Here is a 12055-nt window from a genome sequence, read left to right as displayed (position 1 = left end):
CTCTCTTGTTGGCAATCGCTGTCTTATACGGCTTCATTCTCCTCTGCTGACTCCCCTTCCCCTGTATCCTTGCCGAAAAACACCTCCGGGGAATGCTCCTGCGACTGCAGCTTAATTCTGAAGAAGAATTGTGTGCCGCCCCCTTCTGCCGGTTCTGCCCAGATCTCTCCTTGCATCAGGTCTACAAGCTTCTTGCAGATCGCAAGGCCCAGACCCGTGCCGGGGTACTTACGGGTATGCGACCCGTCCACCTGGGAGAAGGACTGGAAGAGCAGCTGCAGCTTATCCGGTGAGATGCCGATGCCAGTGTCGCGCACCATGAATTGCAGCGCCTGAGCGGTCTCCCTGACGCCATAGGACTCCACCTTAACCGTTACCGTGCCGGATGGCGTGAATTTCACCGCATTGCCGATCAGATTGATCAGAATCTGGCGGATACGCGCAGCATCCCCGGTGAACTTGTCGGGAAGCCCCTCCTCGATCAGAAGCTCCAGTGATAACGGCTTGTCTTGTGTGCTCACCAGGAACAGGTCCATACAGCCCTGGAGCAGCGCCTTCAGCCCGAAAGAATCCTTGTTCAGCGAGAGGGCATCCGCCTCCAGCCGGGAGATGTCGAGAATATCGCTCATCACATGCAGCAGAGCATGGCTGCTTGTACTCTGAAGCCGTAGGAGCTCCAGATGCTCAGGATTGGTGATCTCCTCGGACAGCAGCTGGTTGACACCGATAATGCCGTTCAGCGGCGTGCGGATCTCATGACTCATGGTGGCGAGGAACTCGCTTTTCATCGTCACTGCACTCTCCGCGGCATCCCTGGCCTCCAGCAGCTCATACTGATACTTCATCAGGGCAGTCACATCCTCGGCCACAATATAGACCCACTGCTCCGTATGATGCAGCAAAGGAAAGACGGTGACACTACAGATCAGCTGCTCCCCGCCTTTGCTCCGTACCTTCAGCTCCAGCTTGGAGGACTGCCCCCGTGAAGCGCGCGTTATGGCATCCCGTACGGCCGCTTCATCCCGTTCGCTGTATAGTATCGCCTTATAATTCCCCAGTTCTTCGCTGCTATATCCGGTAATATCCCGCAGAGCAGGATTAGCACTGATTATCTTCTTACGGGCAGGATCAATGCAAATCACCATATCAGGGTTATGCTCGAACAGCGCAGTATACCGCTGCTCATTGAAGGCGGCTGACTGGAGTACCCGCTGCCGGTCCCTGTACAACAGAGCAAGGACGATCGACACAATGAACAGGAAGGAGCCGCAGAGGATCATTCCCAGTATCGAATCCTGCAAATAGAGCACGTGCGCGGCTGCACTGGACGGTTCTCCTGGAGAGAATGAAGCGCCCGCCATGGCAGCGTAATGGATGCCTGTGAACGCGCCGGTCAGGGTCAGGACAAGCAGCAGCTTTTTGAAGCTGAACATATTGTAGGCCTGCTCCAGCCACTTCGGATCGTAGGAAGCGGTGACCACCGGAACGATCAGGGCGAACAATACCGCCATTATAATTGAGAAAGCGCCTTGCTCATACGTTGCCGTAAGTCTCATCGACAGAATGCCGCTGAAATGCATAATCAGGATGCCGCTGCTGAACAAGAGGCCGCCCAGAGCCAGATAGACCCTGCTGCGGGTGTGCGGGTTATTCAGCATAGCTAACAGCATATAAGAAGCTGCCACGGGAATCACTAGAGAGAACGCCAGTAGCGGCAGATTATACGATACCGGAACGGCCATATCCATGGCACGCATCCCGATGAAATGCATGCTCCACAGGCCTGTGCCAAGCACCAGGGAGATGAGCAGGATGAACCGGGAGCTCCGCTGGCCGCGAAGCAGACGTTCCGTCAGATCGAGCGCCGTGAAGCAGGAGAGAAAGGCTATCGCAACCGACAAGAGGACAAGCAGATCATTGTAAGTGTTAAAAGGATGCTTCAACGCTCCCGCCCCTTTCTTGAATCGGATAGATTACATGTATTTACACTTCCTTACCCGCCTTAAATCCGGCCGAATCGGAGATAGGTCAGAACAATTCATCCTTATAACAAAAAAGCACAGCGCTGTAGTAGCGCCATGCTTATATTGTATGCAGCAGCTTATGCTCCGGCTTCTTCCGTCAATAACTGCAGCTTCAGCAGCTTGATCCGGGAAATCCGCTTATTATCGGTTTCTTCGACCACGAATAAATGATTGTCGAACTCAATGGACTGGCCTTTTTGCGGCGGATTAACCTCTAGCTTGGAATACAGCCAGCCGCCGATCGTATCATAATCATCAGTCTCCATATGGATTCCGAGCTTGTCGTTAATCTCTTCAATCAGCATCAGTCCGTCCACGGAGAACTCATCCTCTCCCAGCTGCTCAATGCCGGGCCGCTCCTCGTCGAACTCATCCTGAATCTCACCGACAATCTCTTCCATAATATCCTCCAGTGTAACCATCCCCGAGGTACCGCCGTACTCATCAATAAGAATGGCGATCTGGGTCTTGGCACGCTGCATGACCTTCAGGAGGCTGCTGATCTGAATCGATTCCGGTACCGTCAATATCGGACGGATCAATTCATTATAGCTCGGCGCCTTCTCCCGGATCATATCCTTAATATGAATGAAGCCAAGAATATGGTCCTTGTCTCCGTCACAGACCGGATACCGGGTTCTCATTCCATCGAAGGCAATCTCCAGATTCTCCTCCGTCTCCAGATGCGTGTTCAGACAGATCATCTCGGTACGCGGAATCATAATCTCCCGGGCCATCGTGTCGGCAAATCCAAAAATATTATCCACCAGTGTCATTTCTGTGTTGTCGATCAAGCCGCTTTTGTTACTCTCCTGCATCAGGATGCGGATTTCTTCCTCCGTATGCGCAGTAGCCAGCTCGGAAGCCGGTGTCAGACGGAAGATCCGCAGCAGTCCCCGGGCCAGCCCGTTAACCACCCAGATGAATGGAAACATGATCCGGTAGAAAACGTTCATCGGTCCCGCAGTTAACAGAAGCACTGCCTCAGCCTTATTCACAGCAATGGTCTTCGGTGCAAGCTCGCCGAGTACGATATGGAGAACCGTGATGAACATGAAGGCAATAATCAGGGAGATGACAAATACAGTAGTATCATCAAAGCCCAGACCCCTGACCAGCGGCCCCACAATCGTGGCCACGGCCGGTTCACCGAGCCAGCCCAGTGCAAGTGAAGCAAGGGTTACCCCAAGCTGGCAGGCCGACAGGAAGCCATCCAGATTATGGACGATGTTCCTTGCGGCCAGCGCTCTCTTGCTGCCTTCCTCAATCAGCGATTCAATGCGCCCGCTGCGCACCTTCACCATCGCGTACTCCACCGAAACGAAAAAACCGTTAAGCAGCACAAGCAAAATAATAAGTCCTACATGTAATATACCGGGTAAAGGGTCGCTCAATTTATACTCCTATCCACCGTAATCTGTACGGCTGGATAGGCCCACCTCCTTCGTTTGCTCAAAATGTCAGACTCGATTACGCTAAAAGAACCCTTGCGTATCAATTCCCCAATGCCCTCATCTCCTATACAAAATCACGGATTATAAATAATACTTTCATTATATAAATATATTAGGTGAAACAGCAAGCATGCGTGTCCCCTCGAAAAATACAGCATATGTACGTACGGGAGCATAAGTAACGGCTGACCGCCTCAAACCAAGGCGGACAGCCGTTTTTGGATGATTCTATGGATAAATGGCCGAAAAAAGCGGATTAGCAGTTGCGCACTCCAAGCGGATTCCCGACAACGCCCGGATATTGATAGACAAGCGGCTCTTCGAAAGTAGCGTAATCAAAGTTAACCATCAGCAGCACTACCCGCTGGCCGGTAGCACGGTCGCTGATAATCAGGTGGTCACGGCCCGCAGCTTCCAGCACCCCGGTATAGACCTTGGCATTCCAGTCCTTGTTGTTCTCATATGTGAAATAGAAGGTGCCCACCTTGCCCAGGTTCAGGCGGAATATGTTCTCCACATAGGACTGTTCAAACACAGGTGCGGCTGTGGAGACCACCGTGCCGCCAGGCATCATGGGACTGCCGCTGCTGACCTGAGGCGGCATAGCGACCATGGTGCCCATGTTCCCCATGTTTCCCATTTTCCCCATATTCCCGATGTGCCCCATGTTGTTCATGTTATTCATGTTCTCCATATTATTCATATTGTTCATATTGTTCATATTGTTCATATTGTTCATATTGTTCATGCTGCCTGCTGGATTGCTGCCCATCATATAAGGAACTGGGCGGTACGGTTGAACGATCATGTACGGATTACCTCCTAAAGTGTAATAAATACCTTGTCTTGCCTAGTATACTGCCGGACAATCTCCCTGTGTCGGAGTGAAGAAGCAGTGAGCCTTGTAGCGTCCGGTATTCTGCTGATTGTACCAGGTCGCCGGACAGTCGCCGACAGGGCGGAAGAACCAGAGCGCATTCGAGGCCGGCCAGGTTCGCTCCCCGGCAATCGCACGTTTCGCCAGCCGGATATCGGCTTCCCGCGCCCGTTGATAGAAGTATCCCTTCTGCGGGGCTTCGAAGCCGCCGGGGCTCTGGTACACCATGTCGTTCACACTGCGGATGTTGTTGAAATCCAGACAATTGCCAAGAATCCGGTTCACGCCGACATTGCCGACCATCAGCATGCCTGACTCTCCATCCTCTTCAGCCTCTGCCCGCATCAGCCGTGCAAGCACTCTTACGTCCTCCGAGTTTGTTTTGATGACAGCCACGCGTTCTCCTCCTTACATTCATTTCATGGACGGGTGAAGCTATGCAAACTATGTGATTCTCCGTTGTTCTTTTGCTGCTCGCTGTATTGTATGTGTATTCGCCCAGGAGGTGACAGTCTGCGCCCAATTTCCTGCTTCCTCTTCTTCCGTCTCTATGCCGGATACACGCAAAAACCCCCTGGCTCCACAGCGGGAACCAGGGGGTCCTATCACCATCTATAATACATTGCCATCTTAGCTACTCCGCCGTGGAGTAGTGAGGACGCCGCTGAAAGCCATGATACCGTGTCCCCTGATACGTCAGTATGCCTTGATCCCCCTCAGCGCTCATCCCGTATTCCTGTCCCTCCACCTTGAATTCCCTGCGCACCCCATCCTCAGCTTCATAGGTCAGATAGTAGGTGGTGCTGGTCCGGCTGGAGAGACTATCCTCCTGGGACTGCTGCTGGCGCACTTCGGTCCGCTTGCTCACGATACGGGCGGGAATGGACTGCAGGGGGGCATTATTGTTCCGGCTCCACTGAAGCAATCCCCGGCCAGCAGACACAGCGATGATCCCCACGACCAGAGCGAGAAAGACCGGCAATACCGTTCCTGTAAAATCGAACAGCCAGGATGGATCACTCCCCGTTCCCATTGTCTCTTCCCCCTTATTCCCAAGTAGTTAGCACACCTGCCCCTATAGGCTTCTCTACATATATATGCCTCTTGTCTGTAAGACAGCACCGGTAGAAACGGCAAAAAGACCATTCAGGCTCCGGTACTGCCGGGAACTCAAATGGCCTTCTATAATACCCGAGTGGCGGTTAGATTAAGCATGTACGAGGTCTAACAGTTGTCTGGTTTCGTTCGTTTCTTCCGGCATCATGCCGTTCTCTGCCCAGCAGGCTTTGCATTGTTCTTCAGTCTGGCACAAGTGAGCGTCATCGCAGTTGTAGCACAATTGCATCAGGTTTCTAGTCATATAATCCGTTTCAAAAGTTGTCATTGTAATCTCTCCTCTTCGGGTTGGAAGTTTGTTTGAAAGTTTGTGAAAAAAGTAACTTGTTCTCTATGTGTTAAATATATCACAGGATTCAAAGTTTGTCATGTGATTTTTTTCACACTTTTAAAGAAAATTTTAAATAAGATTTTTCCTTATATTGTAGAGGCCTTTAAGCGGATTTAATGTAAAAAAGAGGATGTCCGTCAGAACGGGCACCCTCTTGTACAGTATTACATTACACGCCAGCTCTCGCCGCCGTTAGTGGTCTGAAGCAGGATCGACTTGCGGTCCTCCTCCTTCGAGATCAGCAGCCAGCCGACATCATTTGAAATGAACTGCAGCTTCACTACCTCCGGATACTCCAGGAGCTTGGACTGCAGCACCGTGCTGGCCGGGAGGGCTGTCCAGGTCACTCCCTGGTCCACCGTCTTATAGAGCAGATTACCTTCCAGCGACCAGCCTGTCATGGCATTCAGGAAGTCGGGGGCCACATTACGGTTCATGCCGGATAGCGCCGGCCGCCCGAAAGTGGTGAATTTCCAGTTCTCTCCCCCATTGGCGGTAAAATAGCCGTTATAGGTCATGCTGCCTTCCTTTTCCCTCTGACAGCCGACCGGCATCCAGCCCCCCGACGCATTCTCCCCGAAGAATTCAGGAACACCGGTAACCACCCGGTCACATCCGGCAAAGCTGTCATTGACCAGGAATTCCGAACCCGACACCCAGGTCGCTCCTCCGTCCCTGGTCATATAAATCTTGGGCAGAGCGCCGGTCTGCAGCATAACAAACCCCCGGCTCTCGTCCCCAAAGATCATCCCGGTCGTTACCCCCGCATGCGGAATGGAACTAGTCGGCAGATTCGGATTATACTGCTCATTCTGCATCACCAGATTCCAGGTGGCTCCGCCATCCTTAGTAGCATACAAGGCTTTGCTCTCTTTGGTCGCACTTGCATCCCACTTGGTCATCAGCCAGCCGCTGCGGCTGGAGCTGAAATAGATGGAGGACAGCTTGTTGGAATCGGGGAACGCTGAGATCTGCCAGCTGTGTCCACCGTCTGTGGTACGCAGCACCACGGTCTCGGTGGAGCCGAACGAGCTGCGGATGATCCAGCCATGCTCGGGGTCGGTGAAGAAAATCTCTTTGCCGTAGACCGGATTGCTTAGAAATTGTACATTCGTAGCTGGAGAGATATTCGCCCAGGTCTTGCCGTTATTCAGCGTCATGTACATTCGAAGCTCATTGCGCGTTACCCCCCAGGCTAGTCCTGCAGAGGGGTTGAGCAGCCGGAAATCGGTCAGCCGCGTCTGAATCTGGTATTTCTTTGCATTTTCGGGTTCGACATTCTTGTTATCCGGGGTAATGACTGTAATCATCTGCCCTTCTTCCGGCGCTTCAGTCGGCTGAGGAGGCCGGGTTGCCTCCGGCGGAGGGGCGGACGAGCAAGCTGAGAGAATCAGCAGAGTCATAAGAAGCATCAACGCCACTCTTAGAACCTTGGAACATGAAGCTTTGGCTGACAATGCTCTCTCTCCTTTTCTACATTAATGAGTATTTAAAAGACTATTTCTTCGTATTCAGATTACTGCGTTTGTAGCCGTACAATGAGTAAATCACCAGTCCGAACGCAACCCAGATGATGAAGCCAATCCAGGTCTCTCTGCCGAGATTATACATTAAATAGCCGCAGGCTGCCGCACTAAGGAGAGGAACCAGCGGAACCCAAGGAACCCGGAAGCCTCTGCGGAGATCTGTCTTCGTCCGGCGGAGCATAATGACCCCGAGAGACACAACCAGGAAGGCAAATAAAGTGCCGATACTCGTCAGATTCGCCAGCCTGTCCAGAGGTACAAAGCCGGTAAGCACAGCGATCAGACTGCCCACCATCCAGGTGCTGCGCACCGGGGTATGCGTCTTGGCGCTAACCTTGGACAAGCTCTTCGGCAGCAGCCCGTCACGCGAGATAGCGAACAGCAAGCGGGTCTGGCCGAACAGCATAACCAGCAGAACGGTTGTCATTCCGGCAATCGCCCCGATGGAGATCAGTCCGGCAATCATATTCTGGCCCACGAACCGCAGCGCAAAGGATACCGGATCGCTGACATTCAGGCTCTGATAAGGCACAATGCCCGTCAGGACCAAGGATACGGCGATATATAAGACTGTACAGATGGCAAGGGATGAGATAATCCCGATTGGAAGATCGCGCTGCGGACGCTTCACTTCTTCTGCCGCGGTTGAAATGGCATCAAAGCCGATATAGGCAAAAAATACAGTGGCCGCGCCGTTCATCACGCCATGAATCCCGAACGGCAGGAAGGGCGTCCAGTTCTCCGGCTTCACATAGAAAATACCGGTGATGATGAACAGCAGCACCACGGAGATCTTAATTGCGACCATCACTGCGTTGAAGCGGGCGGTCTCCTTGACCCCCCGTGTCAGCAGATAGGAGATCAGCAGGATAATGATGACGGCAGGCAGATTGATGAATGTTCCCTTATCCGCATTATACGCTCCAGACAAAGCTGTGGGCAAATGTATCCCGAAGCCCTCCAGCAGACCCTGGAAATAACCGGACCATCCGCTGCTTACCGCTGCGGCAGCAACCCCGTATTCCAGTACAAGATCCCAGCCGAGCACCCAGGCCAGCAATTCGCCGAAGGCGACATAGCTATAGGCGTAGGCGCTGCCGGATACCGGCAGGGTCGAAGCAAATTCGGAATAGCACAAGGCGGATAGCACACAGGCAATCCCCGCGATGATGAAGGACAGCACCAGTCCCGGGCCGGCATGCTCCGCAGCAGCCACCCCCGTCATAACAAAGATCCCGGTGCCGATAATGGCTCCTACCCCAAGCATCGTCAAATCTAAGGCGCCCAGTGTCTTGCTAAGTTTCTCCGCTCCGGCATTCTGGGGAATGGCCAGCGGTTTTTTGCGGAATAAATCCATACTTCAGTTCGCTCCTGTCAAGTGGTTGAGTGGATAACAGAAAAATCGTTGTTAGCTTACCCTATTACGGGTAATGGATGAAAAACGGATAGCTTGAAAACACTATCCCTAGCGATTATGATGGATAAGATTGGACAGCAAGTGGAATGGCTCTGCCTTCCTTATACTACCAAAATAAAAATGCTGGAGGAGATTTAACATGGCCCCATTTAAGCCCAATCGTGTTGTAGTCATCGGTACCGGTGCAGTCGGAACCACTACAGCCTATACGCTGCTGCTGCGTAAGCGCATGCCCGAGCTTGTACTGATCGATGTGAACCACCAGAAGGCGCTTGGTGAAGCGCTGGATATGAACCATGGTATGCCTTTTGTAGGAGGCGTGAAGCTTTGGGCCGGTACCTATGAGGATTGCCGCGAAGCCGACATTATTATCGTCACTGCCGGAGCCTCCCAGAAGCCTGGTGAAACCCGGATCGACCTGCTCCGCAAGAACATCTCGATCTTCAAAGATATCATCCAGAAAATCACGAAATACAACCAGCACGCGATCCTGCTGATTGCGACCAATCCGGTCGATATCCTGGCGTACGCCACCCTGAAGATCAGCGGCTTCGACCGCAGACGGGTTATCGGCTCAGGAACGGTACTGGACAGCGCCCGCTTCCGTTACCTGATCGGGAAGCACAAGGAGATTGACCCGCGCAGCATCCATGGACAGATCATCGGGGAGCATGGCGATTCCGAGCTGCCGGTCTGGAGTCTCGCCAATGTCGCCGGGATTGATCTGGGCTTCGATGAAGCCGAACGCAAAGAAATCTTCGAGGATACGAAGAATGCCGCTTACGAGATTATCGATGCCAAGGGATCGACCTCCTACGCCATCGCGCTTGCACTGGACCGCATTGTAGCGTCCATCCTGAATAATGAAGGCTCCGTTCTGAATGTATCTACACTACTGAACAACTACAACGGCGTCTCCGATGTGTTCCTCGGCGCTCCGTGTGTTGTGGACCGCTCCGGTGTGCGTGAGGTGCTTGATCTTCCGCTCAGCGAAGAAGAACAGAGCTTATTCCAGCAGTCCGCTGACAAGCTCAAGAGTGAAATTACCAAGCTGGAGCTATAATTCCAGCCGGAACGAGCCGGCCGCCAATCCGCAGGGATTGGCGGCCTTTTTTTGAAATCTAAGCATCCAAGCATTCACAAGACGCGAAGACGCGTTAAGCGACTAAAGCGAATGATGCGGTTGATTTCTCATCTCCGTTTTTCCCTTTCTCATGGTAGCAATTCATAGACAAGTTGTCATCATTAAAATGCACATTGCATGTAATTTATGCGTTAGGATATGAACAAAAATTCATAGTTCAAGTGATAATAATGCTAGACAGTTCGATTACAGGCTGCCGCTCAGCTTATCAGCGCTGCTGATTTGCAGTCGGGACATCGCCTCTTCCTTCTCCCGGCTCGTGATATGGGTATAGACTGTAGTTGTCTGAATGGAAGAGTGACCCAGCAGCTCCTGCACCGTCCGCAGATCCGCGCCCTTGCGCAGCAGCATAGTAGCGAACGAATGCCGCAGCTTATGGCTCGAATAGGCACGCTGCTGGGAAGAGGGCCGCTCACTCTGGAAGCGGCTGAAGGTATCCGCAGCAATGCCCTGAATTCCCCGAATCGACAATCTGCGGCCCTTCTGCGAGATGAACATGGCCTCTTCTTTGCTGCGCCAAGGGACCAGCCGGTCCGCAATCGCCTGATCGAGATACGGGGCTACACCCTCCGGAACCGGTATGCCCCGCCATTTGCGCCCTTTGCCGAAGACCCGCAGAGTGCGTCGGTCTACATTATAATCACTCAGATTCAGCGTATGTACTTCCCCTACCCGCAGCCCCATATAGGACATAAGCAGGAAGACCGCCAGATTGCGGCTTCTGTACTTGCCGTCCACCGCTGAGAGGAACCGCTCCAGCTCTTTCTCCTCCAGATAGACCGGCTCACGGTTTTTGTCGGTCTTGGATTTCTTGATCCCTGCCGCCGGGTTAATAGATAACAGCTCCAGCTCGGACAGTGCCTTGAACAGACAGTTAACCGAGGCATGCTTGCGGTTACGGGTGGCATCGCTGACTCCCCGCTCACGGACCGAGGTCAGATAGGACACCACATGCAGCTTCTTAACCGTTCCCAGCTCCTTGCCGTTCAGATGGTCCAGGAATTCCCGCACATCCGCAAGGTAGGATTTCTGGGTATGTGCTGTATAACCGGCATCCTTCATCCAGATCAGGAAGGCCTCCAGCTCTTCTTCGTATGTTCGTTCCAGCTCATTCATGATCTGTCCCCTCCCTCTTAAGTACAACTATTATATCATTCCTCCGCAGTAGCTTCCCTCCATCCGGCAGCATGTTTCTCTACCATTCTGAGGAATTCGCTGAGCGCAGGAGACTTCCATTTCTTGTTATGGTAAGCGATCTGGGTGGCCACCCGCTGCGACTGGTCATTCCAGTTCAGCCGGCCCAGCTTGCCTTCCGCCAGCTCGCGCTTCACCGTAATCTGCGGCAGAAAAGAGAGGCCGAGTCCGGCCATCACGCACTGCTTGATCGCTTCAATGCTCCAGAACTCCAGATTCGGATCAGGAAAGACACCGTGGCTGTTCAGATGACGTTCAAACAAGGTGCGGTAGGTGCAGCCCGCTTCGGTATGCAGAATCGTTACGTTCTTCAGCTGATGCGGCTCCACTTCAGCAAGCTCCAGCAGCGGATGATCCAGCGGAGCCACCAGAGCCATAGCTTCATGAATCAGCGTCTCACAGTATATATCCTTATACTCTGTTTCCGGCTGCAGCAGGAAGGCCAGATCCAGCTCCCCGGAGCGGATGAATTCGGTCAGCTCCCAGCAGGCCCCCGGCTTCAGGGTAATCTGCACCTGCGGATAACGGCTGCGGAAATCCTTAATAATTCCGGGAAGCCGGAAGGCCGCCAGGGATTCCGGTGCGCCGATCCGCAGCGAACCGGCGATTTCGGTCTCAGACCGGAGGGCATTCTCAGCCATCGTGTGCATCTTGGAGATTTCCTGGGCATATGGCAGCAGGCGGCGGCCTGCATCGGTAAGCATAATCTTTTTGCTGATCCGGTCGAACAGGGGTTGCCCCAGCTCTGCTTCCAGAGCCTGAATCTGTGCCGTAATGCTGGACTGGGCATAATCCAGCTTCTGTGCAGCGCGGGTGAAGCTGCCGGTCTCTACCACAACGAGAAAGGTGAACAGATGCTTCGATTCCATAGCGAACCTTCCTTTGATCCATCGGTTTTTTGAATGGATGTTATTTGATAATTCCGTTTTTCCAATGGATCTATTATCTGATACTCTATAACTAAATACAAGG

11 protein-coding genes are annotated in these 12055 nt (G+C 52.9%); 1 reads left to right on the top strand and 10 read right to left on the bottom strand.

Annotated features, from left to right (window positions below; all coding sequences use genetic code 11):
* Window positions 1-23: 23 nt before the first annotated feature.
* From J2Z70_RS13920 to bcaP, 8 genes are all read right to left on the bottom strand, one after another.
* On the bottom strand, window positions 24-1943 hold the full coding sequence (locus tag J2Z70_RS13920; RefSeq protein WP_209873820.1) for a sensor histidine kinase: 1920 nt from the start codon (window positions 1941-1943) through the stop codon (window positions 24-26).
* A gap of 158 nt (window positions 1944-2101) precedes the next feature.
* A complete protein-coding gene (locus J2Z70_RS13915) occupies window positions 2102-3418 on the bottom strand; it encodes a hemolysin family protein (protein WP_036726551.1) in 1317 nt (438 codons plus the stop codon).
* A gap of 316 nt (window positions 3419-3734) precedes the next feature.
* Window positions 3735-4127, bottom strand: coding sequence for a spore coat protein GerQ (gerQ, locus tag J2Z70_RS13910; RefSeq protein ID WP_245368238.1), 393 nt, complete (start codon window positions 4125-4127; stop codon window positions 3735-3737).
* Between the two features lie 201 nt (window positions 4128-4328).
* Window positions 4329-4751, bottom strand: coding sequence for a cell wall hydrolase (locus J2Z70_RS13905; protein WP_036726550.1), 423 nt, complete (start codon window positions 4749-4751; stop codon window positions 4329-4331).
* Between the two features lie 238 nt (window positions 4752-4989).
* Entirely contained in the window at window positions 4990-5388 is a 399-nt protein-coding gene (locus tag J2Z70_RS13900; protein WP_076079279.1) for a DUF2500 domain-containing protein, read from the bottom strand.
* Window positions 5389-5562: 174 nt separating this feature from the next.
* Complete coding sequence (locus J2Z70_RS13895; RefSeq protein ID WP_179090460.1) at window positions 5563-5739, bottom strand: hypothetical protein; 177 nt, start codon at window positions 5737-5739, stop codon at window positions 5563-5565.
* Window positions 5740-5966: 227 nt separating this feature from the next.
* Window positions 5967-7214, bottom strand: a complete 1248-nt coding sequence (locus J2Z70_RS13890; RefSeq protein ID WP_036726547.1) for a WD40/YVTN/BNR-like repeat-containing protein — start codon at window positions 7212-7214, stop codon at window positions 5967-5969.
* Window positions 7215-7299: 85 nt separating this feature from the next.
* The gene (gene bcaP, locus J2Z70_RS13885; protein WP_036726545.1) at window positions 7300-8685 is read right to left on the bottom strand and encodes a branched-chain amino acid transporter BcaP; all 1386 of its coding nucleotides are present in this window, start codon (window positions 8683-8685) and stop codon (window positions 7300-7302) included.
* A gap of 199 nt (window positions 8686-8884) precedes the next feature.
* On the opposite strand from bcaP, the gene J2Z70_RS13880 reads away from it, so the two are divergent.
* A complete protein-coding gene (locus tag J2Z70_RS13880; RefSeq protein ID WP_036726543.1) occupies window positions 8885-9808 on the top strand; it encodes an L-lactate dehydrogenase in 924 nt (307 codons plus the stop codon).
* A 267-nt stretch (window positions 9809-10075) separates the two neighbouring features.
* On the opposite strand, the gene J2Z70_RS13875 is transcribed toward J2Z70_RS13880, so the two are convergent.
* Together J2Z70_RS13875 and J2Z70_RS13870 are read right to left on the bottom strand one after the other, a co-directional pair.
* Window positions 10076-11005, bottom strand: coding sequence for a tyrosine-type recombinase/integrase (locus J2Z70_RS13875; RefSeq protein ID WP_209873818.1), 930 nt, complete (start codon window positions 11003-11005; stop codon window positions 10076-10078).
* 35 nt (window positions 11006-11040) lie between these two features.
* The gene (locus tag J2Z70_RS13870; RefSeq protein ID WP_036726540.1) at window positions 11041-11952 is read right to left on the bottom strand and encodes a LysR family transcriptional regulator; all 912 of its coding nucleotides are present in this window, start codon (window positions 11950-11952) and stop codon (window positions 11041-11043) included.
* Window positions 11953-12055 lie beyond the last annotated feature (103 nt).

The sequence above is a fragment of the Paenibacillus silagei genome (genome assembly GCF_017874735.1).
Classification (GTDB): Bacteria; Bacillota; Bacilli; order Paenibacillales; family Paenibacillaceae; genus Paenibacillus_AQ; species Paenibacillus_AQ silagei.
Note: the sequence above shows the minus strand (reverse complement) of the source record. Positions and strands in the feature narration are given on the sequence as shown.

Bases quoted from the DNA above. Each gene is read 5' to 3' on its own strand.
- J2Z70_RS13895 (WP_179090460.1), bottom strand. From the start codon at position 5,739: ATGACAACTTTTGAAACGGATTATATGACTAGAAACCTGATGCAATTG.
- J2Z70_RS13900 (WP_076079279.1), bottom strand. From the start codon at position 5,388: ATGGGAACGGGGAGTGATCCATCCTGGCTGTTCGATTTTACAGGAACG.
- gerQ (WP_245368238.1), bottom strand. From the start codon at position 4,127: ATGGGGAAAATGGGAAACATGGGGAACATGGGCACCATGGTCGCTATG.
- J2Z70_RS13870 (WP_036726540.1), bottom strand. From the start codon at position 11,952: ATGGAATCGAAGCATCTGTTCACCTTTCTCGTTGTGGTAGAGACCGGC.
- J2Z70_RS13890 (WP_036726547.1), bottom strand. From the start codon at position 7,214: ATGCTTCTTATGACTCTGCTGATTCTCTCAGCTTGCTCGTCCGCCCCT.
- bcaP (WP_036726545.1), bottom strand. From the start codon at position 8,685: ATGGATTTATTCCGCAAAAAACCGCTGGCCATTCCCCAGAATGCCGGA.
- J2Z70_RS13875 (WP_209873818.1), bottom strand. From the start codon at position 11,005: ATGAATGAGCTGGAACGAACATACGAAGAAGAGCTGGAGGCCTTCCTG.
- J2Z70_RS13880 (WP_036726543.1), top strand. From the start codon at position 8,885: ATGGCCCCATTTAAGCCCAATCGTGTTGTAGTCATCGGTACCGGTGCA.